The sequence below is a fragment of the Corynebacterium flavescens genome (assembly GCF_008693105.1).
In the GTDB taxonomy this organism is placed as follows: domain Bacteria; phylum Actinomycetota; class Actinomycetes; order Mycobacteriales; family Mycobacteriaceae; genus Corynebacterium; species Corynebacterium flavescens.
Genome location: NZ_VXKK01000026.1, coordinates 1 through 26907, shown reverse-complemented (window position 1 = coordinate 26907; position 26907 = coordinate 1). Strand labels below are relative to the sequence as shown.

The 26907-nt window shown below is 58.9% G+C and carries 23 protein-coding genes, 1 tRNA gene and 1 pseudogene; 12 read left to right on the top strand and 13 right to left on the bottom strand.

All coding sequences use genetic code 11. The features are described from left to right. Window positions 1–316: 316 nt before the first annotated feature. The 8 genes from F4V60_RS04445 to F4V60_RS04410 form a co-directional block, all read right to left on the bottom strand. A complete protein-coding gene (locus F4V60_RS04445) occupies window positions 317–1117 on the bottom strand; it encodes a Bax inhibitor-1/YccA family protein (RefSeq protein ID WP_075729514.1) in 801 nt (266 codons plus the stop codon). Between the two features lie 117 nt (window positions 1118–1234). Next, window positions 1235–2242: a dioxygenase family protein gene (locus F4V60_RS04440; protein WP_075731066.1), complete on the bottom strand. Its 1008-nt coding sequence runs from the start codon at window positions 2240–2242 to the stop codon at window positions 1235–1237. Between the two features lie 370 nt (window positions 2243–2612). After that, window positions 2613–2686, bottom strand: a tRNA-Leu gene (locus F4V60_RS04435). 57 nt (window positions 2687–2743) lie between these two features. Next, window positions 2744–3703 (bottom strand): Ppx/GppA phosphatase family protein, encoded by a 960-nt coding sequence (locus tag F4V60_RS04430; RefSeq protein WP_075729513.1) that lies wholly within the window; start codon window positions 3701–3703, stop codon window positions 2744–2746. Window positions 3704–3754: 51 nt separating this feature from the next. Further along, window positions 3755–4303 carry a DUF501 domain-containing protein gene (locus F4V60_RS04425; RefSeq protein ID WP_075729512.1) on the bottom strand — a complete coding sequence of 183 codons (549 nt, stop codon included), beginning with the start codon at window positions 4301–4303 and terminating at the stop codon, window positions 3755–3757. A gap of 54 nt (window positions 4304–4357) precedes the next feature. Then, window positions 4358–4975: a septum formation initiator family protein gene (locus F4V60_RS04420; RefSeq protein WP_075729511.1), complete on the bottom strand. Its 618-nt coding sequence runs from the start codon at window positions 4973–4975 to the stop codon at window positions 4358–4360. Between the two features lie 188 nt (window positions 4976–5163). Next, the gene (eno, locus tag F4V60_RS04415) at window positions 5164–6441 is read right to left on the bottom strand and encodes a phosphopyruvate hydratase (protein WP_075729510.1); all 1278 of its coding nucleotides are present in this window, start codon (window positions 6439–6441) and stop codon (window positions 5164–5166) included. Window positions 6442–6559: 118 nt separating this feature from the next. Then, window positions 6560–7351, bottom strand: a complete 792-nt coding sequence (locus F4V60_RS04410) for a lysozyme family protein (RefSeq protein ID WP_075729509.1) — start codon at window positions 7349–7351, stop codon at window positions 6560–6562. A gap of 243 nt (window positions 7352–7594) precedes the next feature. Here F4V60_RS04410 and F4V60_RS04405 point away from each other — a divergent pair, with 243 nt between their 5' ends. After that, window positions 7595–8035 carry a hypothetical protein gene (locus F4V60_RS04405; RefSeq protein WP_075729508.1) on the top strand — a complete coding sequence of 147 codons (441 nt, stop codon included), beginning with the start codon at window positions 7595–7597 and terminating at the stop codon, window positions 8033–8035. Window positions 8036–8074: 39 nt separating this feature from the next. Here the strand turns inward: F4V60_RS04405 and F4V60_RS04400 are convergent, their stop codons facing one another. Beyond that, a complete protein-coding gene (locus F4V60_RS04400; protein ID WP_075729507.1) occupies window positions 8075–8686 on the bottom strand; it encodes a MazG nucleotide pyrophosphohydrolase domain-containing protein in 612 nt (203 codons plus the stop codon). 58 nt (window positions 8687–8744) lie between these two features. On the opposite strand from F4V60_RS04400, the gene F4V60_RS04395 reads away from it, so the two are divergent. After that, window positions 8745–10232 (top strand): amino acid permease, encoded by a 1488-nt coding sequence (locus F4V60_RS04395; protein WP_075729506.1) that lies wholly within the window; start codon window positions 8745–8747, stop codon window positions 10230–10232. Between the two features lie 32 nt (window positions 10233–10264). On the opposite strand, the pseudogene F4V60_RS04390 reads toward F4V60_RS04395, so the two are convergent. The 3 genes and pseudogenes from F4V60_RS04390 to F4V60_RS04380 form a co-directional block, all read right to left on the bottom strand. Continuing rightward, a pseudogene (locus F4V60_RS04390) lies at window positions 10265–10984 on the bottom strand (zinc-dependent alcohol dehydrogenase); the annotation flags it as partial. Window positions 10985–11267: 283 nt separating this feature from the next. Further along, the gene (gene mfd / locus F4V60_RS04385; protein WP_075729505.1) at window positions 11268–14906 is read right to left on the bottom strand and encodes a transcription-repair coupling factor; all 3639 of its coding nucleotides are present in this window, start codon (window positions 14904–14906) and stop codon (window positions 11268–11270) included. Between the two features lie 14 nt (window positions 14907–14920). Then, window positions 14921–15529, bottom strand: a complete 609-nt coding sequence (locus tag F4V60_RS04380; RefSeq protein ID WP_075729504.1) for a TetR/AcrR family transcriptional regulator — start codon at window positions 15527–15529, stop codon at window positions 14921–14923. A gap of 595 nt (window positions 15530–16124) precedes the next feature. Between F4V60_RS04380 and F4V60_RS04375 the strand changes: the two genes are divergently transcribed. Then, window positions 16125–16772 carry an Ltp family lipoprotein gene (locus F4V60_RS04375; RefSeq protein ID WP_084559138.1) on the top strand — a complete coding sequence of 216 codons (648 nt, stop codon included), beginning with the start codon at window positions 16125–16127 and terminating at the stop codon, window positions 16770–16772. Window positions 16773–16826: 54 nt separating this feature from the next. Here the strand turns inward: F4V60_RS04375 and F4V60_RS04370 are convergent, their stop codons facing one another. Continuing rightward, on the bottom strand, window positions 16827–18428 hold the full coding sequence (locus F4V60_RS04370) for a multicopper oxidase family protein (RefSeq protein ID WP_075729503.1): 1602 nt from the start codon (window positions 18426–18428) through the stop codon (window positions 16827–16829). 84 nt (window positions 18429–18512) lie between these two features. Between F4V60_RS04370 and F4V60_RS04365 the strand changes: the two genes are divergently transcribed. The 9 genes from F4V60_RS04365 to F4V60_RS04325 all read left to right on the top strand — a co-directional run bounded on the left by F4V60_RS04365 (window position 18513) and on the right by F4V60_RS04325 (window position 26806). Next, window positions 18513–19748 (top strand): MFS transporter, encoded by a 1236-nt coding sequence (locus F4V60_RS04365; protein WP_075729502.1) that lies wholly within the window; start codon window positions 18513–18515, stop codon window positions 19746–19748. Window positions 19749–19812: 64 nt separating this feature from the next. Continuing rightward, window positions 19813–21258, top strand: a complete 1446-nt coding sequence (gene glmU / locus F4V60_RS04360; protein ID WP_075729501.1) for a bifunctional UDP-N-acetylglucosamine diphosphorylase/glucosamine-1-phosphate N-acetyltransferase GlmU — start codon at window positions 19813–19815, stop codon at window positions 21256–21258. Between the two features lie 15 nt (window positions 21259–21273). Beyond that, a complete protein-coding gene (locus F4V60_RS04355; RefSeq protein WP_075729500.1) occupies window positions 21274–22248 on the top strand; it encodes a ribose-phosphate diphosphokinase in 975 nt (324 codons plus the stop codon). Between the two features lie 261 nt (window positions 22249–22509). Then, the gene (locus F4V60_RS04350) at window positions 22510–23154 is read left to right on the top strand and encodes a 50S ribosomal protein L25/general stress protein Ctc (protein WP_075729499.1); all 645 of its coding nucleotides are present in this window, start codon (window positions 22510–22512) and stop codon (window positions 23152–23154) included. 152 nt (window positions 23155–23306) lie between these two features. Further along, window positions 23307–23846, top strand: coding sequence for an aminoacyl-tRNA hydrolase (gene pth, locus F4V60_RS04345; RefSeq protein ID WP_075729498.1), 540 nt, complete (start codon window positions 23307–23309; stop codon window positions 23844–23846). A gap of 16 nt (window positions 23847–23862) precedes the next feature. Continuing rightward, window positions 23863–24732, top strand: a complete 870-nt coding sequence (locus tag F4V60_RS04340; protein ID WP_075729497.1) for a fumarylacetoacetate hydrolase family protein — start codon at window positions 23863–23865, stop codon at window positions 24730–24732. Between the two features lie 87 nt (window positions 24733–24819). Beyond that, entirely contained in the window at window positions 24820–25254 is a 435-nt protein-coding gene (locus F4V60_RS04335; RefSeq protein WP_075729496.1) for a PepSY domain-containing protein, read from the top strand. 104 nt (window positions 25255–25358) lie between these two features. Next, entirely contained in the window at window positions 25359–26273 is a 915-nt protein-coding gene (gene ppk2, locus F4V60_RS04330) for a polyphosphate kinase 2 (protein WP_075729495.1), read from the top strand. Between the two features lie 290 nt (window positions 26274–26563). After that, a complete protein-coding gene (locus F4V60_RS04325; protein WP_150387357.1) occupies window positions 26564–26806 on the top strand; it encodes a hypothetical protein in 243 nt (80 codons plus the stop codon). Window positions 26807–26907: the final 101 nt, after the last annotated feature.

Sequence of the window (26907 nt, the reverse complement as noted above, 5' to 3'; positions counted from 1 at the left end):
GAATCTTGCACCAGGCGGGGGCTTTTGTCGCGCCGAAAGCCTCCCGGATGGTGATTTTGAGGTGAGGATGCGGCGGATTTAAGCCGGCGGCTATTCACTTAGGGGCAGAAAGTACCTGTTTATTGGCTGTAAATCTCATTCGGGACGCCTGTGGAAGTTAGGTAGACCTTAAGCATTGCTTAATCCCCCATTTCCACCCCATAATTACAAAGTTGTAAATAGGCGCAGTGTCTGTTTCGGACGTTGGGATTAGAGAGAGCACGAAAGACCCTCACGAACTTTGCCGTGAGGGTCTTTCGGTTGTAAAGGCTAGTTATTAGCGCTGCTGGAAGTAGCTCAGGAGGCGGAGGATCTCCGTGTAGAGCCAGACCAAGGTAACGGATAGGCCGAGCGCTACGCCCCAAGCGTTCTTGGCCGGTACACCAGCGCGAATCATGCGGTCAGCTTGATCAAAGTCCGTGAGGAAGCTCATTGCAGCCAGGACAATACACACCAGCGAGAAGATGATTGCCAGCATGCCGCCATCACGCAGCGGGCTCATTCCGGTGAACACGGCGAGGAGCAGGTTGCCCAAGGCCAAGACTGCAACGCCGGCGATGAGGCCGAACATGATCTTGTTGAACTTCGGCGTCACCTTGACCGCGCCAGTCTTATAAACAAACAGCATTCCGAGGAATACGCCGACGGTACCCATCAGCGCCTGGCCGATGAGAGCCATGCCGTTGCTGCCCTGGAACTGCATGTTGGCAAAGACGAAGGAGAAGCCACCAACAAAAAGGCCCTCAAAGACCGAGTACGTAAGGGTAACAGGAGCAGAAGCCCACTTCTTGCCAAAGGTAGCTACCAAGACGGTAATGAAACCGCCCAGAGCGCCGACGAGCGTCAGGCCGAGAGCCGCAGGGGTGCTGACAAACATGCCGATTGCGAAGTTGACCACGGCGAAAGCGATGATGACGGCCAAGGAGATGCCCGTCTTGGTCACAACATCATCGACCGTCATGGGACGTTCATTAAGATGAGGTGGCTGCTCGTAGGAGTTTCCGTAGCCCGAAGGAGCGTATCCCGCTTGGGCTTCAGACTTGGTCAAAGAGTTCATTACCGGGTTGCTAGAGCGCAATGGAATCCCGATTCCTTTCGCAATTGAAGTTTATGAAGATAGCAGTATTAAATTATGCTCACCCCTTTCAACGCTCCTGGCAGACAGTTAGTTCCCACTTGTGGAAACTTTTTGCGTTTACTGTGCACGATCTGGTGTTGACGGGCCTTCGCCAAGCGGGGGCCCACCAGGAAACTCCCCTTGCGGAGGAGTGCCGCCGTCAGGTGCGCCGGGACCGCCTTGGCCGCCACCACCCATCGGTGCGCCGGAGGCCTCGGACTTGGTGGTCGGGTCCACCGGAACATCGATTCCTAGAGCGTAGCCACGCGAGGCATCGCCGCTCACGGTGGGTGTTTGCGCCTGCCATCCATCTGAGAACACGTTGTCGGTCGCCAGCGTGATACGCGCGAGGTTATCGCTCGAGCCCACGTAGTCCGCGCCTTCATATACTGGGCTGCACACCTCCTCCGGCACTACGATCTGCGAGGTCAGGACGCTGTTGGTGGAATCGGTGATGTCATTTATCGAGGGAAAGACCTCGAAGTGGATATGCGGCCAGCGCCCCGTGTAGCAACCGGGGACAATGCTATCGAAGCTGACTTGTCCGTTGGAGTCGGTGATCTGCACGCCACGCAGCCAGGTCTGCTCGGTGACGCCTTCCGAGTACATGGAGTACTCGCCTTTGCCATTGCAGTGCCAGACGTAAACCGCGGCCCCCACCAGCGGACAATTATCCTTCGCGATGTCGATGAGATTCATTGTGAGGGTCATGGGGGTTCCGGTGGCACTCCCGTTGCCGTCGATCGATTGGGTGAGATCGCGGCGCTCAATGCCAGAGGCTTCCAACACATCCGGGCCATTGGAACCATCGCCCGGATAGGGGCCGGCGGTCTCCGTGTTCAGCTCCACAAGGTCTTCGGTGGCTTGCACGCTTGGTGAAGTCGTGCTTTGCGACGCCGCCGTCTCCGTCTTGGAGGAGGGAGCACAGGCAGCCAGCGCCATTGAACCGGCACCGACCCCCAGTACACCGAGAATGCGGCGGCGAGAAAGAACGGTTCGGACGTCGAAACTGAGTCCCTGGTCCTCAATATCTTCGGAAGGGCGGGCGAGCGGTCGGCCCTCGAAAAGGGTATTTGATGTGCTCATAGAAATAAAGCTAAAGGGAAGTTCTGAAAACTTCTCCGCTAAACCCATAAGCAAACAAGGGATTTGCTGGACAAACACCGGAAAATAGCCCGTAGCTTCCTCTGCCCCGGACGAGCCAGTGCTGAGACTGCCTTTCACAAGAGTCTCCCCAGCGATGTCTGGTTCCGTGACATACTTGCGCCATCACAAGCCCGAATATCGAAGCATCTCGATTGCAACGCAGCACGCCCAGGACGCCAGAAAGCATCACCCCTAAGAAAGACCCCGACGCGCCACCGCCAAGACTTCCGGAACGCCCCGATTGGCCTCCACGTGGATCGCAAAAGTCTCGAGACATCAAGTAGGAACGATGTCTCGAGACTTCACAAAGTGCCCCCACTGGGACTCGAACCCAGACTGAATTGATTTTAAGTCAACTGCCTCTGCCGATTGGGCTATGGGGGCCAAAAGGGCGACTTCGATTCTATGCGATGATGAAGGCCGCCCATAAATCGGGTGGGCTTAGGTCAGTTCCTCAGCCAGACCGGCGATGATTCCGTCGAGGATGTCCTTCTCACTAATGAAGAACGAGCGCGCCGAGGAGTTACGTTCAATCATGTCGATGATGCCTTCAACCGCTACTGCCCCGCCGCCGATGACATCGGCGCGGCCGGGGTGGATGACTGGGTTGAGTGCGCGAACATCGGAGGGAACCTTGAGTATCTGCTTCGCCAGCACCCGCAGCGCGGCGAAGCGAAGCTCGGAGCCGTGGATAGCGTCGGCGTCGTAGCGCTCGAGACCTTGAGCTAGGGCGGAGAGGGTGGTGAAGGTGCCCGCACATCCGACGAAGGTCTTGGCCTTGTCGATAGGCACGATCTTCTCGACTTCGGCGGTGCGCTCAGCCACGTACTCGGAAGCGATCTCAATCTCAGCGGGAGTGGGCGGGTCCGAGCGCATGATCCGCTCGGTAAGGCGAACACAGCCCAGCTGGGCCGAATGTGAACCCATAATCTCCCCGTCGATGGTTCCGACGATAAACTCCGTGGATCCACCTCCTAGGTCAATGACGCAAAAGGGCCCGCGCTCAGCCGAGAGATCCGCCACGGCACCGGTGAAGGACAACATGGCTTCTTCCTCGCCCGAAATCACTTCCGCCTGAGCTCCCGGTTGAATCTCCCCGAGCAACTCCGCGGTCATGTTGAAGAACTCCTGATGGTTCTTCACATCTCGAGTGGCGGAGGTGGCCACCATGCGCACACGCTCGACGTTCTCGAACTTCATCTGCTGGACGAAGCCGCTCAGCGCCACACGCGTGCGCTCGAGAGCCGCGGGGTCGAACTCCCCTGTGGCGTCGACACCTTGGCCAAGACGCACAATTTCCATGACACGCAGGATGTCACGAACTTTGCCATCCGGCTGCGCCTCGGAGATGAGGAGGCGGATGGAGTTGGTCCCGCAGTCGACGGCTGCCACTCGAGTCATAAGTTCTAGTATTCCTTTCTCACGGGCCGCGCTGGCTACCGCGAAACCTTCTTATTCGGCGTTAGAGAAATCGAACTGTTGAAGATCAATGCCCAGCTCCTCCAACGTGGGCCAGTCCTGCGGGATGGCCGTCCCACGCAGCTTACCGTGGTCCGCGGCGAAGGCGACCGCCTCCGTGCCGAGGCGAAAGTGCTGGGGGCCTTCAGCCAGTGCGTAGGCGATGAGAACGTGGAGACACTTGACGCGATCAGGCATTCCCCCACCGGAGAAGGTGGTGCCGAGGTCCTCGATCTCGTTGCGCTTAGCCAAGAAGTGCTCATGGGCGGCTAGGTAGTCCGCCGCCAGAGCCTCGTCTTGGGCTAGGCGGCCCTCCATCCACTTCATGACATGGGCGACTTCGAGGCGTGAGGCCTCCGCGGTCAGACGTGGGTCAGTGAGGTAGTACAGCGTGGGAAAAGGCGTCCCATCCGGCAGCTTCGGCGCCGTCTTAATAACCGCGGGTTGTCCATCCGGGGTACGGAAAGCAATGTCGAGGACGCCGCGCGGCTCACGGCCCAGCTGCTTGCTGACTATGGATAGGTCTGCATCGTTGACAGTCATAGGCACCATTGTCTCACGCGCCCACGCTCGGAGAGCCTTTTGGCAGGTTGCGGCCTAACCCGCGGTGTTCGCACCCTCGTTGACGGCGGCACCGACCCCGCTGTCAGGAACGTCCGATTCTTCGGCAGGAGCGACATTATCCTCGGTGGGCAGTTGGCCAGGATCCACATCTGAGTTCATCTTCTCCGCATCCTTCGGTGGCTCGGCCACAGAATCCCAGAGCACCTCGTACCAGGAACGGTCATCGCTTTCTGCACTACGGTCCGTGGTAACGGTATGCCCTGGGGTCATCTGCGGATCCATGATCCGGTAGGCGGTCTCACCTTGGGCCACGACACCAAAGCGCCGACGTGCTTCCTGTTCCACATACTCATCGGAGCGGTAGCGATCAATCTCGGTGAGGAGGTAGTCCTTCTCGGCTTGCTTGGCTGCGATTGACTCATTGAGGCGGGCGATTTCAGAGCGCCCATGGTAGTAGTTACGCAAAGGCACAGCGATAGTCAGCAAGACGATGACCACTATTGAGATGATGATTCCCACGCCAACGATAGTCATCTTGGCTGCCTGGGGCTGCACTGCACGACGGGCAGAAGAGGTGTGCTCTTTCGCGGTGCGGGAGACTACCGGAACCGTAGTCCGGCGCTTTTTCTCGCTGTCTGTCTTGCGTGCCATGGGTTCCCATAGTAGCCGCCACCTAGGCCCGTGGCGCGAAGCGGCGCGAGAGGAGCAGGATAAAACTTTCTGAGACGCTCTAAGCAGCTAAAACAACGAATGCCGGCCTTCAACCCCTCCTGCAAGAGGGATCCAAGTCCGGCAGCGTTGAACGGTTGAGCTGTTGAGCTGTTTTGCTCTCTAGCTAATTAGCCGTTGAAGCGCGGGAAAGCGGAACGACCCGCATATACAGCCGCATCACCGAGCTCCTGCTCAATGCGCAGCAACTGGTTGTACTTGGCCACGCGCTCAGAGCGAGCAGGCGCACCAGTCTTGATCTGGCCACAGTTGAGGGCAACTGCGAGGTCAGCAATGAAGGTATCAGCGGTCTCACCGGAACGGTGGGACATCATGGTGTGGTAGCCGGCACGGTGTGCCATCTCCACGGCGTCGAAGGTCTCAGTCAGGGTGCCGATCTGGTTGACCTTGACCAGTAGTGCGTTTGCGGCCTTCTTCTCAATGCCCTCTGCCAAACGGGCGGGGTTGGTGACGAAGAAGTCATCGCCGACGATCTGCACCTTGTCACCGATGGCTGCGGTCAGCTTGGTGTAGCCCTCCCAGTCATCTTCCTGCAAGGGATCCTCGATGGAGACGATCGGGAACTCGGTCAGGAGCTCCTCGTAGACGTGTGCCATCTCTTCAGCGGTGTGCTCGCCGCCCTCGAAGTGGTACTTGCCGTCCTTGTAGAACTCGGAAGAAGCAACGTCGAGGGCCAGTCCGACGTCCTTGCCCGGCTCGTAGCCGGCCTTCTCGATGGCCTCCATGATGAGCTCGAGTGCTGCCTTGGTGGACTCGGCCTCGGGGGCGAAGCCGCCCTCATCACCCAGACCGGTGGACAGGCCCTTGCCCTTGATGACGGACTTGAGGGCGTGGTAGATTTCCGCGCCCATGCGCAGTGCCTCGGAGAAGGTCTCAGCGCCGATAGGAGCAATCATGAACTCCTGGACGTCAACGCCGGAGTCTGCGTGAGCGCCACCGTTGACGATGTTCATCATCGGCACCGGAAGCACGTGGGCATTCGGGCCACCGAGGTAGCGGTAGAGGGGAAGACCGGCCGACTCGGCGGCGGCCTTAGCGGTAGCGATGGACACGCCAAGAATGGCGTTGGCACCGAGGCGAGACTTGTTCTCCGTGCCATCTAGCGCGATGAGTGCCTCGTCCAAGAGACGCTGGTCATCCGCCTCGAAGCCGGCGATCTTGTCCGCGATTTCTTCGTTGATGTTCTCGACGGCCTGCAGCACGCCCTTACCGAGGTAGCGGTCACCTCCGTCACGCAGCTCGTGGGCCTCGTGGACGCCGGTGGAGGCGCCGGACGGGACGCCGGCCTCGCCGTGCGCTCCGTCATCTAGGAAGACCTCTGCCTCTACGGTCGGGTTGCCGCGGGAATCAAGAATTTCGCGTCCGAAAACGTGGATGATGTCAGCCATGCTGTTTCTACTCCTATTGAGCCGATTCTAGTTCGTAGATGTGTTGAGGAAAGCCCTCAAGCACCTTTAACTAATTGTTCCAGAAAACCCGATTCCGTGACGCCGACTGGAGAGAAATCTAGGAGGTTGCGCGCTGCGGGATGGAATAGGAGTTGGCCGCGGATTGAACCTTTCGCAGGTAGTCGAGGGATTGGTTATAGTTTAGGACGCCAGCTTTCCAGCCTTCTTCGATGGAGAGATCGCGGTCACCAAAGCACAAAAGCGCCGCCGCACCTAACGCTGCGTCGTCGATTTGGTTGGGATCGGCAACGCCATCACCATTGCCGTCCGCGCCTACTTGCTCCCAGGATTGAGGTAAAAACTGCAGCGGGCCTACCGCGCGATCATGCTCGGAGTCGCCGTCGATGGTGCCATTGTCTGTATCGGGGATCTTCGCGGTGTTATTGGTACCGTCCAAAGCGATTCCGACAATCGGAGGATCCGGGTATCCGTTTTCATCCAGCTTCGACGGCTTGAACCAGTTTCCGTTGTACGTACCGTGGCGAGTTTCCACATAGGCCAGACCGGCAATAGTATTCCAGCGAATGTGGCAATTGGGAAAACGCTCGCGGGCAACAAGCTCCGCGTTGCCATAAGCGCGCAGGGCTTGGGGCTCAATCTCCGTCTGTGCCGAAAGATCTTCGGCCCAAAAAGTCAGCTTGTCTGCGGTACGGCCGCCAGAGTTAACGTCTATGGCGGGAACTTCTGCACCAGGTTCCGGCGGCATGGATTGTGGGACGGGAGCCAGCTCATCGAAAGCGGGGGGCTTGCCCAAAAATGAGAGCACCCATCCCACGAGCGAGATGATGACGATCACCACTAGAACGACACCGATACCGCATCCCCCAATTCTGCGCAGTCTTCGTGTCATGAGGAAGAAGCTTACCCAAGGATTGACTCAAGTCCCCTATCCACAGTCCCCACCCCAGCAACTGCGCAGATTACTCCCAGATCGGCAGCAGGACTGCCACTACCGAGCGCCGGTTATGTCACACCATTTAACTTGAGCCACATAAGTTGCTTTCTGTCGCTATACTCCTGTGCTTAAGCTGTCATTATTCAGCCGCTCTCACTATCTCATCCGCTATTACTAGCTACTGAGTAAAGGAATCTCATGTCTCTTCGTCGCTTTGGCGCAGCACTCATCGCCGCCGCCGCACTAACTGGTATCGCCGCCCCAGCCGCTTCAGCACAGCCTGCCGCTAATGCCGCTGCACTCAACTCGGCCATCGTAGACGGCATCAAGAAGACCGATTGTAGGACTCTGGGGTTCGTGCTCAACGAGCTCAATAAGCGCACCGGCGGCAAGGTTCTAACGGAGTCCACCACCCGCACGCAGCTGATTAAAAACCTGCGCGGTCTCACCCCGGAAGATCGCAAGAATATCTACGTCAATCTTGTCAGCGCCCAATACGCGCACGGCACGGCGGATCGCGCGCTCGAGTGTGGCCTCGTCAAGCCGGACCCGACCATCCCCGGATTTGATTCCCCGCTCTCCGCACAAGCATCGTCCCAGCTCGCCGATCTGGCCCTCCTCGCCGATATCCTCAAGTAGAACGAGACTCGCCAAGCACGTAGCTAGCTGGCTAGCTAGCTACGCTTCGCGCTCTTTGCCTTTGGCCCACAGCGCCTCCTGCTCTTCTTGGGGCACTAGCTGCGCGGTTCCGTCAAAAAGATAAGGGGCGCGGGAGCGGAGTTTGGTGATGAAGGAGGAGGCGACGTCGTCAAGCGCGAAAGCGCCGCGGCGGCTGGCAATCTCCGCGTGGAAGAGGACCTGGAGGAATACGTCCCCCAGCTCTTTGCAGAGTTCTTCGTCGCCAGAGCCCTGCTCAATGGCATCGATGAACTCCTCTGACTCCTCCCGCAGATAAGGAATCAACGTGGCGTGGGTCTGGGATTGCTCCCACTCCCCCAGCTGGCAGGCCTGCGCCATCACCTGCTGCGCCAAGAAGATCGGATCCTTGCGCGACGGAGCTTCGAAAACCTGCTCTCCGGCTGCAATACGCTCTTTAACGTCTGCGTCCTGGGCCTGCGTGCTCACCAAGACCCCACGGCCTGTGGCATCCTCCCCGTTGAGGTACTCGCCAAAGTTCCATCGAACAGAGACTGGCACCTCGGCGCTGAAATGGGCCGGCCCATAAAGCTTTCCGATGGCCTCCATCGGAATCATCGTGGGCCACCGCTCATCTAACAACAGGACAGTCATGGGCTAGGAGTATAGGCGTATTGGCCCCGCAGCGTCGCGCACGGGGTATTTTATTCTAATGACCTCCAGCACCTCTCCGCTCGGAAAGAAGTCCCACACCGTCAATATGTGGACACTTGTGGCTCTCATTATCGGCTCCACCGTCGGCGCCGGAATCTTCTCCATCCCCCAAAACATCGCCTCCGTCGCCGGGCCCGGCGCCATGCTCATAGGTTGGCTCATCGCCGGCATGGGCATGTTGTCGGTGACCTTCGTCTTTCAGATCTTGGCTCACCGCAAGCCCCACCTGGAATCCGGGGTGTATTCCTACGTGCGCGCAGGACTCGGTGACTTCATCGGCTTCGCCGCGGGTTGGGGCTACTGGCTCGGCTCGGTCGTGGCCCAGGTGGGCTATGCCACGTTATTCTTCAACACTGTCGGCTTCTATCTGCCCATCTTTGATAGCGATCACCGCTGGACCTCAGCCATTGCGGTCTCCGTCTTGTCTTGGGGCATCTTTGCGCTCTTGACCCGCGGGATTAAACAAGCTGCGTTCATGAATATGGTCACGGCGGTGGCCAAGATCCTGCCCATCCTCGCCTTCATTGTCCTAGTCGCATTCTTGGGCTTTAGTTGGGACAAGTTCAGCTTCGATTTCTGGGGAACGAGCACAGACACGTCGGTTTTTAAGCAGATCCAGGGAATTATGCTCTTTACCGTCTGGGTCTTCATCGGTGTGGAAGGCGCTTCGGTCTATTCCAAGCAGGCCCGCACCCGCTCCGATGTCAGTCGCGCGACGATCATCGGCTTCTTCTCCGTGCTGGTGCTTTTGGTATCCGTGTCCACGCTATCCTTCGGCGTACTCAGCCAAGAAGACCTCGCCGCCTTGCCCGATAATTCGATGGCATCGGTGCTCACCGCCGCCGTTGGCCCGTGGGGCGGCGCGCTCATCTCCATCGGACTGTGCCTATCAGTACTGGGCGCCTATGTTTCCTGGCAAACCTTGTGCGCCGAGCCCATCGTCATGATGGCTTTCGACGGCCTGCTGCCTCAGCGGATCGGCACCATAAACAAGGCGGGTTCTCCATGGGCCGCACAGTTAGTATCGACCTGCGTGATTCAGTTCTTCATCATCGTGTTCTTCCTCAACGAGACCTCATACAACGCCATGGTCCAGCTCGCGACCATCATGTACCTCTTGCCCTATATCTTTTCCTCGTTGTATCTCTTGTTGCTCACCGTGCGCGGCCAAGGTCTCAACCGGACGCGTAAGGGCGCTGCTTTCGATCTTTCCGGGCCCGAGGTGAGCACCCGCCAAAACCGCAAGCACTTAGTGGTTGCCACCGTGGCTTTTGTCTATTCTCTCTGGCTTATCTACGCCGCCGACCCAGTTTATGTTCTCTTGGGCGCCTTGGCGGTTGTTCCCGGTCTTATCCCCTATGTAGGAACCCGGATATACAAGAAGGAGCGCATCTTCAACGCCTTCGAATGGTGCGTCGTCACCATCATCTCTGTGGGCGCGGTAGCGGCCGTGTGGGGTTTGCTCAACGGCCAGATCTCTTTCTAGCTCTCCTACATACCCCACAAGGCTCAGCACACCTAGTAGCGGATGACGCGACGCCCGTCGATGGCGCCATCGACGAGGCCCTGGATGATCTCGTTGGCGTCGCCAAGCTTTACTTCTTTAACCGTAGGGTTGATCTTGCCACGCGCATAGAAGTCGAGGGCCTCCTCTAGGTCCTGACGCGTGCCGACGAGGGAACCGCGGATGGTCAGGCCGTTTAGCACGATATCGAAGATGGAGGCGGGGAACTCCCCTGCGGGAAGGCCATTGAAAACAATGGTCCCTGCCTTGCGCGCCATCCCTACTGCCTGGCCAAAGGCGTCGGGATGCACCGCCGTGACGATCACTGCGTGCGCACCACCCGAGGTATATTCGGCGACTGCCTCCGCCGGATCCTCACTACGGGCATTGACCGTGAACTCTGCGCCATGCCGCTTGGCCAGGTTGAGCTTGTCGTCCGCGATGTCGACCGCGATGACCCTCATCCCCATGGCCACCGCATATTGCACCGCTAGGTGGCCTAGGCCGCCGATGCCAGAGATAACGCCGAACTGGCCTGGGCTGGCCCCAGAAACCTTCAAAGCCTTGTACACGGTCACGCCGGCGCACAGAATGGGCGCCACCTCCACTGGATCGGAGCCCTCGGGAATGCGGGCGCAGTAGCGCGTATCAACGAGCATGTACTCCCCGAAAGACCCATCGACGGTGTAGCCGCCGAACTCGGCCTCATTGCAGAAGGTCTCGCGGCCGGTGCGGTGAAGTGCTGGTTCATAATCTCTGAGACTCCTTGAGCCCTTAAGGCCCTGTTGGACGGAAAGCATGTCGCTTCCCCACGCTAAGGACACAGACAGTTTCGGGCAGGAGCCCTCCCCCGGCTGTTAATTCTGCGAACTTTGACGCAGCCTCAAAGATCACGGCATCTTCTTCCCTACATCGCACCACATGGGGCATGTCACATTCTAATATTAAAAGTGATATTCATCTCATTAAGTTCTGCAAAGTCTGGGGTCTTACCCCCCCACTCCGGATACAGAGCGCTTATTGGCTGACGGAGACTACCTCCGCCCCTGCCTGCGGTGCGGCTCCTCCCATGACGTCGAGCTTGTCTAGATCAAACATTCTCGCCAAGAAATCACTCATCCACTGCAGAAGCTCAACATCCCGCAGCTTGGGGCTGGTGACGTTTCGACCGGCCTTGGGGAAGGAAAGCTGGATTGCCTGCGCCGCGGGACGATACGTCGATCCCGGGTAAAGGCGTTTGAGGCGAACCTGCTTGGAATCAGGCAAGACTACCGGATGCACCTTGATGCGAGTGCCCTGCACAGTAATGTCCGAAACCCCGGCCCGGCGCGCCTGATGGCGGAGCCGTGCTACAGCGAGCAGGCGCGTGACTTCCCGCGGGATGGGACCGTAGCGGTCCTCCATTTCCTCCACAGCCACGCGCAGATCCTGATTGTTCTTGGAGGCGGCGAGCTTGCGGTAGACCTCTAGGCGCAGGCGCTCAGAGTTGATGTACTTCTCCGGGATATGCGCATCAACCGGAAGATCGATGCGAATCTCCTTCGGCCCATCATCCGTGGCCTTGGGGATCTCCCCCTTCGCGAGCGCTTTGAAGGTATCTACCGCCTCTCCGACCAAACGGACATAAAGGTCGAATCCGACGCCGGCGATATGCCCGGATTGCTGCGCGCCAAGCACGTTTCCGGCACCACGCATCTCCAGGTCTTTCATGGCCACGGCCATACCGGCACCGAGATCGTTGTTCTGGGCAATGGTTGCTAGGCGGTCATAGGAAGTCTCCGTCAGCGTGGCACCCTTCGGATAAAGGAAGTAGGCATAACCGCGCTGCCGGGATCGCCCGACGCGCCCGCGTAGCTGGTGGAGCTGGCTGAGCCCCATGTGGTGGGCATTTTCCACGATGAGTGTGTTGGCATTGGGAATATCCAGGCCCGTCTCCACGATGGTGGTACACACCAGCACGTCATACTCCCGGTCCCAGAACCCCTGCACTGTTTGCTCGAGCAATTCCTCGTTCATCTGCCCATGAGCGACCACGATGCGGGCCTCGGGAACCAAGTCACGCAGCTCGCGCGCCTTCTTCTCAATGTCAGCCACCTTGTTGTGGATGAAGAAGGTCTGTCCATCACGCAACAGCTCGCGGCGAATGGCGGCGACAACCTGCTTGTCCTCATAGGCACCGACGTAGGTCAACACGGGGTGCCTATCCTCCGGCGGGGTAAGAATGGTCGACATCTCACGGATCCCGGCCATAGACATCTCCAGGGTGCGCGGGATCGGAGTGGCGGACATGGTCAAGACATCGACGGAGGCCTTCAAGGCCTTGATGTGTTCCTTGTGCTCCACGCCAAAGCGCTGCTCCTCGTCGACGACGACGAGCCCCAGGTTCTTCCAGTGCACGCCAGTCTGGAGCAGCCGGTGGGTACCAATAACGATGTCAACGGTGCCATCCGCGAGAGCCTTGAGCGTTTCCTTCGTTTCTTTGGGCGAGGTAAAGCGCGAGAGCACCCTGATTTCGATGGGGAATCCGGACATGCGCTCGACAAAAGTCTCATGGTGCTGCTGGGCAAGCAGAGTCGTGGGCACGAGAACCGCGACCTGCATCCCATCCTGCACCGCCTTGAATGCCGCGCGCACGGCTACCTCGGTCTTGCCATAACCGACGTCGCCCACAATGACGCGGTCCATGGGCACCGTGGATTCCATATCGTGCTTGACCGACTCAATGGCAGACATCTGGTCTTCGGTCTCGACGTAGGGGAAGTTATCCTCCATCTCCGCCTGCCAGGGCGTGTCCGGGGCGAATTGATGCCCGGGCGCGGACTGCCGCTTGGCGTAGAGCTCCACGAGTTCGCCGGCGATTTCTCGCACAGCGGCGCGTGCTTTCTTCTTGGTATTCTTCCAATCCGAGCCGCCCATCTTGGACAGAGTCGGCGACTCTCCGCCTGAGTACTTGCTCAGCAAATCGAGGGAATCCATGGGCACCCACAGCTGATCTGCCGGCTGCCCACGCTTGGCTGGCGCGTACTCGAGGACGATGTATTCGCGCCGCGAGGTCTCATCACCGGACTGAATCGTACGCTCGGCCATCTTGAGAAAACGACCGATACCGTGCGTCTCATGCACGACATAATCGCCCTGCTTCAGCGCCAGCGGGTCAACGCGGTTGCGGCGCTTGGCCGGACGACGCTTGGCCCCGGCAATATCGCCGACGCGGTTGCCGGTGAGATCAGTCTCCGTGATGACAACCAGCGGCAGCGCCTGCGCATCCTTGAGCTTGCGCACCTTGGGGAATACGAGTCCGGCATGGCTCAACGCCTGGTAGAGGGTGACCTCGCCCGCGCTAGGCTCCCAGCCCGGCGTGGCTACCTTGGTGCGAATGCCTTTCTCGGCAAAACGCTCGACCATGCGCTTGATTGCGCCTTGCGCAGGCGCAATAAACGCGGCTCTCCCTCCAGCGTTGGTGTGTGCCAAAAGCTCGGACATCATAGTCTCGATGGCTGTGATGTCACCGCGCGGGGCTGGGCCCGCCTCAAATTCGAGGGGAAGGGTCTGCGATTCATCGGCCACGAGCATGCCTGGCGGGGAGAAAGTCCACAACGGCATGCCGTGCTTTTCCACGGTGACCTCTAGCGATTCAAAGGAACGGTAGCTTCCCGCACTCGTGTCGAGGCCCTCGGTAGCCAGCGGTCCATCCGCGCCCATGGCCGCGGCCTCCCAACCGGCGGCAAGGAACTCGGAATCGGTCGACTCCAGATCCGCAACCCGGGTATGGATCCGCTCCGGCGCTATGAGCAGCACGTGGGTGTCCCCCGGCATGAACTCGGGCAACGTCACCATCTCCGAGGTGCTTAGGGCCGGCAGCAGCGCCTCCATTCCCTCGGAGGGGATGTACTCCCCCACTTTGCTTAAAAGCTCGACCAAGGCCGGGTTTCCGGGAAACTCCACCGCCAGCTGGGCTGCGCGCGCGGCTACTTCTTGGGTAATGGGAAGCTCGCGAGCCGGATAGACGTCTACATGCCCGACCTGTATTTCGGGGATGGTGCGCTGATCCGCGACAGAGAATTGACGGATGTCACTGATTTCATCGCCCCAAAACTCCACGCGAACCGGGTAGTCCAGCGTGGTGGGGAAAATGTCAACGATGCCGCCACGGGTGGCGCATTCGCCGCGCTTGGCCACCATGTCCACGTGCTTATAGGCACGAAACTGCAGCTCGGATACCACGTGGTCGAATTGGTATTCCTCGCCCTCTACGAGCTTGAGTGGCGCTCGCCCTTCGACCTCGCGCAGAATCGGCTGCGCAAAACCACGGGCGGCGGTGACCACAACGGAGAGCTCGTCCAGGTGGTCGAGCACCCGTGCGCGCTTGCCGACGATGTCTGCACCAGGGCTCAACCTCTCGTGCGGGAGGGTTTCCCACGCGGGAAAGAAGGCCACCTTGTCCCCCACCATCGCACGCAATTCCGCAGTGAGGTCTTCGGCCTCACGCCCGGTTGCTGTCACCACCAGCAGGCGAGTGCGATGAGCCAGTGCGCCGATGGCCCACGACCGCGCTTGGTCGATACCTGTGATGGCGAGGTTCTTGGCGCCCACCTGTGCGAGCAGCCCCTTGAGCTTGGGATCAGTGGCGCAGACTTTGAGCAGTCCCCCCAGCATTGGAGTAGTACTCATTAACGCTTTCCTCCGAGCTTGGGCTTTGCTTCCATTCCAGACAATCCATTCCAACTGAGATTTACGATGTGGGCGGCCACGACTTCCTTATCCGGCGTGCGCTCATCGAGCCACCACTGGGCGGTCATGGCCACCATGCCCACGAGCGCTTGGGCATAAAGGGGCGCCAGTTCCGAATCGAGCCCGCGGCGCACGAAGGCTTCTCCCAAGAAGTGCGAAGCCTGGTTGACCGCGGTGTTAAGCAGCGTGGAGAAGCTGCGCTGATCGCCCGGCTTTGAATCTCGGACAAGGATAAGGAAACCATCTGTGTCTTCCTCAACATAGGTCAGCAAAGCCACGACCGCGTTTTCGATGCGTTCGCGCCACGTTCCGCTTTCGAGGGCCCGAGTAATGAGCTCCTCTAGGGCGAGGAGCTCACGGTCGATAACGACTGCGTAGAGGCCCTCTTTGCCGCCGAAGTGCTCATAGACCACGGGTTTGGACACACCCGCGCGTGCGGCCATCTCCTCCACGCTGGTGCCGCTAAATCCCAACTCCGCGAATGCGGAACGCCCAATTGCAATGAGCTGCTCACGACGTTCGCGGCCCGTCATCCTCTGTCGAACCATGGGTTCTAGCCTATCGCGAAACCGCGACACCACTAACCAAGCCCCTCTTTCCCCAACACTGCGGGCTCGGGTACCCTAATCTGGCTGCAGGATTTGCGCTCGCTTTGGCCAATAGCGTTATATAGTCCAGGAATCCTTTCCCCATGGTGTAATCGGCAACACTACGGTTTTTGGTACCGTCATTCTAGGTTCGAGTCCTGGTGGGGAAGCAATTAATCCCCGTCTCCACATGCAGTTTGCTGGAGGCGGGGATTTTCTCAACCCAATTCACGTGCGCCGCACTCACGCATACTCATGTCACGCTGGCGTGTTCACGGTAAATAGTGACCAGTTTTTTGAAGTTTTTGGCCACTGCGCGCAGTGAACGCGCCACACCACCAGAGACCCCAAAGTTCGGAGGATCCAGTCCTGAGGTGAGTATTGCTCACCCCAGTTCGAATAGACGTTCCCTGAATTGGTTTGGATGTCCGCCGTGGCTGTTTCAATGACGTTTATCCGCTCACTAGGGGCGGCGCAGGATTAGCAACTACCGGCTTATATTTGGTGGCTGCTTTCCTAGAAGTTTCTCTATCTCCTCCCTTGGAAGGTTGTCCCAATGTCAAACCCGTATCAGTCCCCGATTCAGAATCAGTCCCCTGTAGCGACACAGCCGCAGCAGAACCCCGCGGCGCAGCAGTTCGCAGCCCAATCCAATGGCGGGATCAAGCCCAAGAAGCCGATCTGGAAGAAGTGGTGGTTCTGGATCATCGCGGTCGTAGCAGTATTCGCCATTTTCGGCTCCATGGGTGAAAAGAGCGAAGGCTCCACCTCGAGCTCGGCACCGACTACCAGCCAGGCCCTGCAGGCGAATAATGAAGCACAGGAAGAAGCCGGAGCGGGCTCACCTGAGGAAGATGGCAATGCGCAACCAGCTCCGGCAGCCCCCGCAGCAGACGTACCGCGCGAATATAAGTCAGCGCTCAAGAAAGCCGGCACGTATTCCAAGATGATGCACATGTCCCAGCAGGGCATCTACGACCAGCTCACCAGCGAGTACGGCGAGGGATTTAGCCCTGACGCAGCCCAGTACGCTATTGACAATCTCGACGCGGACTACAACGCCGCTGCGCTGGAAAAGGCGAAGTCTTATCAAGACAACATGTCGATGTCTCCTTCAGCCATCTACGACCAGCTCACCAGCGAGTACGGCGAGAAGTTCACCGCAGAGGAGGCTCAGCACGCCGTGGATAACCTTCCCCAGTAAAGCGCAGAAAACCTCAGTCCCAGCCTCGACCGCAGTCTCAGTGTTAGCTTTCAGCTAGGCATAAGGACTGCGCGAAGTGTCTACCACGCCCATCGCATGCTGCGAGTGGGCGTCTTTGTTCTCAAAGACCAAGGCTCCCGGTTCCACCCGGACATCTGCCTTGTCTCCCTTGTTTACTATGACGAACTGTCCCATCATTCCCTCGTCTTCGTGCAGCAGCATGTGGCAGTGATACATGTAGGCGATGGTGGGGTCGGGATAGTGTCCAAACTCGACCACAAGATCCGCGCTGGCATTAGGAGGAAGATTGATAAGGTCTTTCCACCCAGCGTGGGCGACCTCAACATCGGTTCCGGAGAAGGATAGGACCTTGAAACGGGCATTGTGGATGTGGAAGTTATGCGGCCAATCAGAGTTTTCATTGGTGACAGTCCACACCTCCGGCTCATCATGATCAATGGTGAGGTCAACGCGCGACATATCCATGGATTCGCCATTGATCATGAAGGTGTTGAGAACGAAGTCACGGTGCGTCAGCCCCTCCGTTGCAGGAGTCTCGGCCGCGGCCGGATCCAGTACCTCGGGTACCGGCGGTGCCTCCTGAGCTTCAGCGCTCGGGCCGACCAGTCGCAGGATGTCGAACTTATCCTTAAAGCCGAAGTCGACCGAGTATTCGTCCTCGGGAATGCCGAAGTTATCGCGCCGTGGGAGAGACTCTAGGGTTATCTCTTTCTCGGGCTCGACATCCACCAGAACTTCGACTCGCTCGCCAGGGCCGAGCAAAATCTCATCGGTTTCTATGGGGGCTTCGAGAAGCCCGGAATCCGTGGCGATAACCTGCATCGACTTCTTATTGGAAAGAGCGAGGGTATAAAAACGCATCGACGCCCCGTTGAGCAGGCGCAGACGCACCCGCCGAGTCTGGGCTTGGAAGGAAGCGTTGGTTATACCGTTGACAACGGGGGTTGTCCCCAGCAGACCCAGCGTGGAATCGGAGGAGTGATCCAGCTGGCCGTCCTCGCTGAACTTCGCGTCCATGATCACCAGCGGAATGTCATCGACGCCATACTCGTGGGGGATGTCAAGCGCTTCAGTGACCTCGTCATCAATGAGGAACATTCCCGCCAGACCGCGATAGGCATGCGCCGCAGTAGCGAGGTGGGGGTGCGGGTGGTACCACAACGTGGCCGCTGGCTGCTCCACCGTCCAGCTGGGAGTCCAGGTATCCCCCGGCTCGATGGGTGAATGAGGGCCGCCATCGGAAAAAGCGGGAAGCTTCATGCCGTGCCAATGTACGGTGGTCATCTCGATGAGGCTGTTGTGCACCTCGACGCGGACCTTTTCTCCGCGGCGCGCATGCAAGGTAGGTCCGAGGAAGGCTCCGTTAAAACCCCACGTGCGGGTGCCAGTTACCCCGGGCAGAATCTCCGAATGGCCGTCCTGGGCGTCGAGCTTAAATACCCGGGAGTCTCCCTCCACTTCCGACTCGAGGAGCGGCGGAATAGGAAGCGGGCGAGGCTCACCCTCGTATCCTGCGGGTTCCGCCTGGTCGTGCGTGGATGAGCATGCCGCTACGGTAGGTCCCAGCGTTGCCCCGACAGTCAAGAGTAACGCGCCTTTGAAGAAGGTGCGCCTTTGCATCCGAAATCCAGTCATGACTACCGAGTCTAGAGTCTCTCGCCGCTGACAGGTGCACGAGTTCTCAAAGGTGGTCCCTTCTCACATAAGCTGAAAGTCCTCATGACTTCTTCTCAATCTCAAGCGCCCGCAGCGCGGCGCATTGCTTGGTCAAATGGCCTGCAGAACATTGCTGACGAGCTCGTTTCAGCCAAGACCATCTTGCCCTGGATCTTTGGTGCCGCTGGCGTACCCCACGTCTTTACCGCCCTGCTGGTTCCTATCCGTGAATCCGGCTCCATGCTGCCTCAAGCAGCCTTGACGCCTTGGGTCAGCATCCACGCCGCCCGCAAGCGCTTGTGGCTGGTGGGCTCGGTGGGCCAGGGTCTGTGCGCCCTAGGGCTGGCAGCCGCAGCCCTGCTCACGAAGTCCTGGTTTCTCGGGGTACTCAGCATCGTGGTGCTTGGTTTTCTCTCGATTTTTAGAGCCTTGTGCTCTATCACCGGCAAGGACGTGCAGGGCAGGACAATCTCCAAAGGAAGTCGCGGCCTGGTGACCGGTCGCGCCGCTCAGATAGGCGGGGCCGGCACACTCATCACGGGAGTTACCCTGGCACTGTTTAGCCCAGTGCCCAATTGGGCACTGGCCTTGGTGCTGGGCTGCGGGGCCATATTCTGGCTGTTGGCCGCCGAGATTTTCCGGGGGATCAGGGAACCTGTACCAGATACTGATACTCCTGAGCGGGGCATCGACAAGCACTGGCTCACAGATACCTGGCGGCTCTACAGCCAAGAAGCCGACTTCCGCGCCTTCGTCAACGTGCGCGCGCTGATGCTCATTACCGCGCTATCTACCTCCTTTATCGTGGCCCTGGCTAGCTCCTCCGGTCACAGCGCTCTCAGTGGCCTGGCCGGATTCGTGCTTGCCTCCGGTATGGCCAGCCTCATCGGCGGCAGGATCTCCGGTATCTGGTCAGACCGTTCCTCGAAAGACGTGATGTCGGCGGGAGCATTAGCCGCTTCCCTGACTTTGTTGGGCGTCATTGCCTGCGCTGCGTGGGCGCCCGCCGCCGTCAACGCCTGGGCGCTTCCGCTGGGTTTCTTTCTGGTCAACCTTGCCCACACCTTCATCCGTGTCGCGCGCAAAACCTATGTTGTGGACATGGCCAGCGGTGACCGACGCACCCAATACGTGGGTGCAGCTAACACGATGATGGGCCTCATTCTGTTGGTTCTGGGGGCAATTTCTGCTGCTGTCGCCCTCGCGGGTCCGATAGCGACTCTGCTCTTCTTTGCCTGCGTAGGCCTATTTGGCTCCTATCGCGCGCGGGCGCTGAAGGATGTATCAGCCCCCGTTTAGGACGAGGGGCGTTAAGATGTGGAAAGCAAACTCAGACTCGAGACCCCCAGGAGTTCCCATTCCAGTGGTAGCAACACAACCTTGCGCCATCGTCGTCCTCGCGGCCGGCGCCGGCACCCGCATGAAGTCCAAGACGCCCAAGACCTTGCATAGCATCGGCGGGCGCCCCCTCGTGGGCCACGCTCTGCATGCGGCAGACGGTCTAGATCCTGTCCACATCGTCGCCGTTGTAGGGCACCAGCGTGAGCTGGTTTCCCCCGCCATCGATGCGATTTCGGCGGAACTCACCCACGAGGTCATCCAGGCCGTCCAGCCCGAGCAACAGGGCACGGGTGACGCGGTGGCCTGCGGCATCGCCGCCATCCCGGAATTTAAGGGAACCGTCATCGTCACCAATGCTGATGTGCCATTGCTTCGCCCCCAGACCCTGCAGGACTTGGCCGCATCTCACGTCGAAGCGGGAAACGCCGTGACAGTATTGTCCATGCGCCAAGAGGACCCGACCGGGTATGGACGCATTATCCGCACTGCGGATGGCCAGGTCGAGGCGATTGTCGAGCACAAGGATGCCAGCCCGCAGCAGCTCCTCGTCGACGAGGTTAACTCGGGCGTTTTTGCCTTCGATGCCGCGGTACTGCGCCACGCGCTGAAGGAATTGAATTCCGATAACGCCCAGGGTGAGCTCTATATCACCGATGTGTTGGAGATCGCGCGCAAAGAGGGCCACAAAGTGGGCGCCTACACTGCTAAGGATCCAGCCGAGCTGGCAGGAGTCAACGACAGAGCTCAACTCGCTAGCGCAGGGCGCGAGCTCAACCGGCGCGTGGTGCATTCCGCGATGCTCGCCGGCGCCACCATCATCGATCCGGAGAGCACCTGGATTGATGTGACTGTCACCATCGCCTCCGATGTCACTATTTATCCTGGCACTCAATTGCTAGGTACCACCTCTATTGCTGAGGACGCCGAGGTCGGCCCGGATTCCACACTGACAAACATGCAGGTTGGTTCCGGAGCCAAAGTTGTGCGCACACACGGTTTTGACTCCGTCATCGGCACCAATGCCAACGTTGGACCTTTCACCTATATTCGCCCGCACACGCTGCTTGGGGAGGGAGCCAAGCTTGGCGGCTTCGTTGAGTCAAAGAACGCTCAGATCGGCCGCGGCTCCAAGGTTCCGCACCTGACCTACATTGGGGATGCCACGGTGGGCGAGGAATCCAACATCGGCGCCTCCTCCGTCTTTGTCAATTATGACGGGGTTAATAAGCATCACACTAATATCGGCAGCCACGTGCGTACCGGTTCTGACACAATGTTTATCGCTCCGGTCAACGTCGGTGATGGCGCGTATTCCGGGGCGGGTACAGTAATCAAAGACGATGTTCCCGCGGGAGCACTCGTGGTCTCCGGTGGAAAGCAGCGCAACATCGAGGGCTGGGTACAAAAGAAACGTCCGGGCACTCCGGCGGCCGAGGCCGCTGCCCGCGCACAGGAAAACATAGAGTAAGGGGCACATTCTCCCATGACTGGCAAGGTAACTGGCAGCAGCAAGAATATGAAGCTATTTTCCGGGCGTGCACACCCGGAATTGGCTCAGGCTGTAGCCAAGGAACTCAAGACTGAATTGGTTCCCACCACCGCTCGTGACTTCGCCAACGGCGAAATCTTCATCCGCTTCGAGGAGTCGGTGCGTGGCGCCGACTGCTTCGTCATGCAGTCGCACACGCAGCCATTGAATAAGTGGCTGATGGAGCAGCTCATCATGATCGATGCGCTCAAACGTGGTTCCGCCAAGCGCATTACCGCGATTTTGCCCTTCTATCCTTATGCCCGCCAGGATAAGAAGCACCGCGGCCGTGAGCCCATCTCCGCCCGCCTCGTTGCGGACCTCCTCTTGGCTGCTGGAGCCGATCGCATTGTTTCCGTCGATCTGCACACCGACCAGATCCAGGGCTTTTTCGATGGCCCAGTCGATCACATGCACGCCATGCCGATCCTGGTTGACTACATCAAGAACCACTACCCCATCCACAACCTCGCTGTCGTCTCCCCTGACGCCGGCCGCGTGAAGGTCGCGGAGAAGTGGGCACACGAGCTCGGCGGCGCGCCGCTGGCCTTCGTCCACAAGTCACGTTCCACCGAGGTAGCAAACCAGACCGTGTCTAACCGCGTCGTGGGCGAGGTAGAGGGCAAGGATTGCATCTTGCTCGATGACATGATTGATACCGGCGGAACCATCGCCGGCGCTGTCCGCGTCCTACGTGAGGCCGGTGCCAAGTCCGTCGTCATTGCTTGTACTCACGGCGTCTTCTCCGATCCGGCACGCGAGCGCTTGAGCGAGTGCGGCGCTAAGGAGATCATCACCACCGATACGCTGCCGCAGTCCACTGAGGGTTGGTCCAACCTGACGGTTCTCTCCATTGCGCCACTGCTGGCCCGTACCATCCACGAAATCTTCGAGAATGGTTCCGTGACCACGCTTTTCGAAACCGAGTAGCCAGCGCACCGCTGCACCAAATGAGGAAGTTACAGGCATTTTGGTTTCCTTATCTGGCGCATGCTACGCTATGGGGCGTCTCGGCGAGGGCAACCTGTGTATTATCAGCAGGAAACCGTTATCGACGCGATTATAGTTTGAGCACTGTGCTATCTAGCCTGCGATGACTCGTCCAAGACGTCCATCGGCAGGCTTTCGTCGTTTTTCTACCTCGTCGGCCGCCGCATCCCCGTAAAAGACTTTATTCAAGGAGAGTGCCTCATGGCAGAGCGCGAAATTATCAAGGCAGAAGTACGTAACGAGTTTGGCAAGGGCTTTGCCCGCCGCCTGCGCCAGCAAAAGCGCGTCCCCGGCGTGATCTACGGCAACAAGCAGGATCCTATGCACTTTTCCGTTGCCCTCCTCGAAATCCAGTCCCTCGTCCGTAACCACGGCGTCAACGCTGTTCTCGAGCTCGAGCTCGAGGGCGAGCAGCACCTGGCCATGGTCAAGCACGTTGACCAGAACGTCCTGACCTTCGACATCGACCACATCGACCTGCTGGCTATTAAGCGCGGCGAAAAGGTTGAGGTTGAGGTTCCCGTCACCATCGAGGGCGAGCCGGAGCCGGGCACCATGTACCTGCAGGACGCCAGCGAGATCCTGGTTGAGTCTGACGTACTGAGCATTCCAGAAGAGATTGTTCTGTCCATCGAGGGCCTTGGAGAGGGCACCGTAATCACCGCCGGCGAGCTGGTTATGCCGGAGGGCACCACCCTCGTTGCAGACCCCGAGACCGCCATCGTCTCCATCAACCTGCCTGAGGTTGATGAGGAGCTCGAGGAGGCCGCTGAGGCTGCTGAGGAAGGCGGCGCCGAGGCTGGTGCTGAGTCCTCCGAGGACGCAGCGGCCGAGGGCGAGGAGTAAAACTCTCCCCGCACTTCCTGTGCACACAGCACCCTTATTCTCCCTGACTCTATTGTCTGGGGCGGATAAGGGTGCTTCGCTGTTTTTGGCTTAAGCGCTAGCACCTCACCTAAGAGCCCCAAGCGTATTTCTATGTGTCACAATGAGAAACCGTGAACACCACCCCCCTGCTTATCGTGGGCCTTGGCAACCCCGGCCCCAAGTACGAGAACACTCGGCACAACATCGGTTTCCGCGTGCTGGAGGAACTAGCCGGCGAGTATAGCGCGCGCTTTTCCGTACACAAGAAAAGCAATACTGAGGTCGCTGAGGCACGCGAAGGCAACTCCAAGCTCATCTTGGCCAAGCCGCGCAGCTTCATGAACCTCAGCGGCGGCCCCGTTAAATCGCTGGCACAATACTTCGATGTGCCACCGGCGCGTATCGTGGTGGTCCACGACGAGCTGGAACTCGATTTTGCAGCCTTGCGTTTGCGTCTCGGCGGCGGGGACCACGGCCACAACGGGCTGCGCTCTTGCACATCCTCGCTGGGCACCAAGGAGTATCAGCGCTTGTCCATCGGCATTGGGCGTCCACCCGGGCGAATGGACCCAGCGGCTTTCGTGCTCAAACCGTGGAGCAAACGCGAGTCTGCAGAGATTCCGATTATCTGCGCCGATGCCGTAGACCTGCTGCGTGAGAACCTGGGATAGTCGTAGACTATCCCTCATGAAATTAGCCACCCTGCGCACTGCTTATGGAACAACCGCTATCCGCATCGATGCTCCGCGCGTCGGTGTGGAACTTGACTTCGATGATGTCGGCGCACTGCTGCGCAGCGAGGACTGGCGTAAATCAGCGCACATCTCGGGCGAGCCCCTCGTCTTCGACCCCGCAGATCTTGATGCGGTAGTGCCCACTCCAGGCAAGATCATCTGCGTCGGGCTCAACTATGCCAAGCATATTCGCGAGATGGGCCGCGATTTTCCTGAGTTCCCCACCCTGTTCATCAAGTTCCCGGAGGCCCTCACCGGCCCCTATGACGATATTTTCATTCCTGACTACGCCACTTCGCAGCTGGACTACGAGGGCGAACTGGCCGTAGTAATTGGGCAACGTGCTCATCAGGTCACTCGCGCCGATGCACTCGAGTATGTGGCCGGCTATGCCATCATGAATGATTACACGTTGCGGGATTTTCAGCGCCGTACCTCGCAATTCCATGCAGGCAAGTCCTTCTACAAGACTGCGGGATTCGGCCCCTGGCTTACAACGGCGGACGAGTGGTCACCCGGTTCCCATGCCAAGCTGACGACGACCGTTGACGGTCAGGTACGCCAAAGCGACGATACTGACGATCTCATCTTCTCCGTGGCCGAGCTCATCGAATTCTGCTCCCATATCTATCCGCTTAACCCCGGAGACGTGATCGTCACCGGTACCCCCGAAGGAGTGGGCTTTGCGCGTGACCCGCAGGCCTTCATCCACGACGGCCAGAGTGTCGACATCGACATCGAGGGATTGGGGCATATTTCTAATACAACGCACTTCGGCGCTGCCCCTGAAACCTGTGGCGAGGATTGCTCCTGCCACAGCTAAGGGTGTGGCAAAGTAACTGCCTGGGCGCGGGCAGGGGTGAGAAGATGGGGGTGCCGGTTTCTGCGGGAACGAAGAAATTATGGCTCAATGGTTGCTATCCCAAAAGCACTTTTCCTCGACGACTTCATGGAGGTAAACGAAATGAAGTACAACCGTGTCCTCGCCGGAACCTGCACCGTAGCTTTCGCCACCGTACTCGCAGCCTGTGGGTCCAATTCCGCCTCACAGCCAGAAAGCCCCACGGGAGATACTGTCACTGTCACAGAGAGCCCGCGGGAAGAATCCCCAGCTCCGGACGCAGCCGGGGCTGAAATCTCCGCGGATGAGGCATTCGCCATTGCCTTCGCCGACTCTGGCGTGGCCGCGGATGCCGCGCGTGATCGCGAGGCGGAGCTGGACACCGATGATGGGCGCAGAATCTGGGAACTTGAGTTCAGCGCCAATGGAATGGACTACGACTACGATATCGATGCTGTGAGCAAGGAGATTGTCCACGTCGACAACGACCGCGACAACCATTAGCCGCAGCGCCGCTCGCTCTCTTCGCCGCAACTGTTGGTGGTGTGCTTCGTAGATCTCAGCTCTATCCGCACATGGCGGGAGTCCAAGCTACTAGGATCGATAGAATGAGTAAACAGAAATCTAAGTCGACATCAGCAGCGACGAAGCCCGCCAAGTTGGATAAAGAGGCCTATGAGAAGGAACTCGTACGCCTTCAGGCCGAGCTCGTCGAAATGCAGCAGTGGGTCGTGGAAACCGGGGCCCGCGTGGTGGTCATCATGGAGGGCCGTGACGCCGCCGGTAAGGGTTCCGCCATCAAGCGCATCACCCAGTACCTCAACCCGCGTACCTGCCGCATTGAGGCACTTCCTGCCCCGAACTCCCGTGAGCAGGGGCAGTGGTACTTCCAACGCTACGTCGAAAAGCTGCCCACCAAAGGCGAGATCGTCATCTTTGACCGCTCCTGGTACAACCGCGCCGGCGTCGAGCGCGTGATGGGTTTTTGCACCGACCAAGAATACGTGCAATTTCTCCACCAAGCCCCTGTCTTCGAGCGCATGCTTGCTGAGGACGGAATCATGCTGCGCAAATACTGGTTCTCTGTCTCGGATGAGGAGCAGATTGCTCGTTTCAAGTCACGCCGCAACGATCCGCTGCGTCGTTGGAAGCTCTCCCCCATGGACTTGCAGTCCATCACCCGCTGGGAGGACTACTCGCGCGCGAAGGATGAGATGTTCATTCATACCGATACCCCGAGCGCACCGTGGTACACCGTCGAGTCCGAGGACAAGAAGCGCTCTCGTATCAACGTGATTTCTCATCTGCTCTCCACCATCCCCTATGAGAAGATTCAGCGTAAACTGCCCGAAATCCCCGCGCGCCCAGCCTCCGAAAAGCCTTATGAGCGCCCGCCGCGCGATGAGTTCCGCTACGTGCCGGATGTCGCCTCCGGACTGGAGAAATCCAAGGTGAAAGAGGCAAAGAAAGAGAGGAAGGAAAAGAAGGGCAAGAAAGACAAGAAGAACAAAGAAGAAAAGTAAAGAGTTGAAGTAGAGCCTGATGAAAATCAGACCTCTCGGCGCTAGGATTCCCCCAGAACTAGCGCCAACAAAGTAGCTCTTCCGGTTGTAGAGTGCATTGGTTTTGTTGGTCAGCACCGAGCCCGATCCTTCAGGATAGGTCGGATGGCGTTGCTACCGCACTACCTAATTCTGGCTAGGCGGCCCGGCTGTGGATAACCGGGGCGGTGCGGGTGGGTTATCCACAGTTCTCCGCCTTGGTGCGGGTTGGGGATTGTCGCACCGCGTGGCGGTGCCTTAGCGTGACGCTCATGGGCTTGCAGGAGTACTTCGCACAACTTAGCCGAGGTGTTGACCTCGTAGCCGAGTGCTCGGGGCTATCCGCGCTAGACCTCGAGAAGATGGGGGCTAGCGCGCAGGATGCCGCCGAGCTTATAAGCCTGCACGCCATCTACTTCGGCCCCACACCCTACACAGGCAAGCAACGCTTAGCCGTTAATGCGGCCAGGCGCAACGGGCACGCCCTGAGAGAGTGTCTAATGGTTTGTGTGTGAGGGACTTCCTTCACATCAAGGAGATAAACCATAATGACTACTGTGGCTAAACGAGACCCAGCAGATTCCGCACGGATCAAAGCAATTGAGGAAAAGCTCCT

Coding starts and splice junctions, on each gene's coding strand:
- F4V60_RS04440 (WP_075731066.1), bottom strand. CDS start 2,242: ATGAGCACATCAAATACCCTTTTCGAGGGCCGACCGCTCGCCCGCCCT.
- F4V60_RS04430 (WP_075729513.1), bottom strand. CDS start 3,703: ATGACTCGAGTGGCAGCCGTCGACTGCGGGACCAACTCCATCCGCCTC.
- F4V60_RS04425 (WP_075729512.1), bottom strand. CDS start 4,303: ATGACTGTCAACGATGCAGACCTATCCATAGTCAGCAAGCAGCTGGGC.
- F4V60_RS04420 (WP_075729511.1), bottom strand. CDS start 4,975: ATGGCACGCAAGACAGACAGCGAGAAAAAGCGCCGGACTACGGTTCCG.
- eno (WP_075729510.1), bottom strand. CDS start 6,441: ATGGCTGACATCATCCACGTTTTCGGACGCGAAATTCTTGATTCCCGC.
- F4V60_RS04410 (WP_075729509.1), bottom strand. CDS start 7,351: ATGACACGAAGACTGCGCAGAATTGGGGGATGCGGTATCGGTGTCGTT.
- F4V60_RS04405 (WP_075729508.1), top strand. CDS start 7,595: ATGTCTCTTCGTCGCTTTGGCGCAGCACTCATCGCCGCCGCCGCACTA.
- F4V60_RS04400 (WP_075729507.1), bottom strand. CDS start 8,686: ATGACTGTCCTGTTGTTAGATGAGCGGTGGCCCACGATGATTCCGATG.
- F4V60_RS04395 (WP_075729506.1), top strand. CDS start 8,745: ATGACCTCCAGCACCTCTCCGCTCGGAAAGAAGTCCCACACCGTCAAT.
- mfd (WP_075729505.1), bottom strand. CDS start 14,906: ATGCTGGGGGGACTGCTCAAAGTCTGCGCCACTGATCCCAAGCTCAAG.
- F4V60_RS04380 (WP_075729504.1), bottom strand. CDS start 15,529: ATGGTTCGACAGAGGATGACGGGCCGCGAACGTCGTGAGCAGCTCATT.
- F4V60_RS04375 (WP_084559138.1), top strand. CDS start 16,125: ATGTCAAACCCGTATCAGTCCCCGATTCAGAATCAGTCCCCTGTAGCG.
- F4V60_RS04370 (WP_075729503.1), bottom strand. CDS start 18,428: ATGACTGGATTTCGGATGCAAAGGCGCACCTTCTTCAAAGGCGCGTTA.
- F4V60_RS04365 (WP_075729502.1), top strand. CDS start 18,513: ATGACTTCTTCTCAATCTCAAGCGCCCGCAGCGCGGCGCATTGCTTGG.
- F4V60_RS04355 (WP_075729500.1), top strand. CDS start 21,274: ATGACTGGCAAGGTAACTGGCAGCAGCAAGAATATGAAGCTATTTTCC.
- F4V60_RS04350 (WP_075729499.1), top strand. CDS start 22,510: ATGGCAGAGCGCGAAATTATCAAGGCAGAAGTACGTAACGAGTTTGGC.
- F4V60_RS04340 (WP_075729497.1), top strand. CDS start 23,863: ATGAAATTAGCCACCCTGCGCACTGCTTATGGAACAACCGCTATCCGC.
- F4V60_RS04335 (WP_075729496.1), top strand. CDS start 24,820: ATGGTTGCTATCCCAAAAGCACTTTTCCTCGACGACTTCATGGAGGTA.
- ppk2 (WP_075729495.1), top strand. CDS start 25,359: ATGAGTAAACAGAAATCTAAGTCGACATCAGCAGCGACGAAGCCCGCC.
- F4V60_RS04325 (WP_150387357.1), top strand. CDS start 26,564: ATGGGCTTGCAGGAGTACTTCGCACAACTTAGCCGAGGTGTTGACCTC.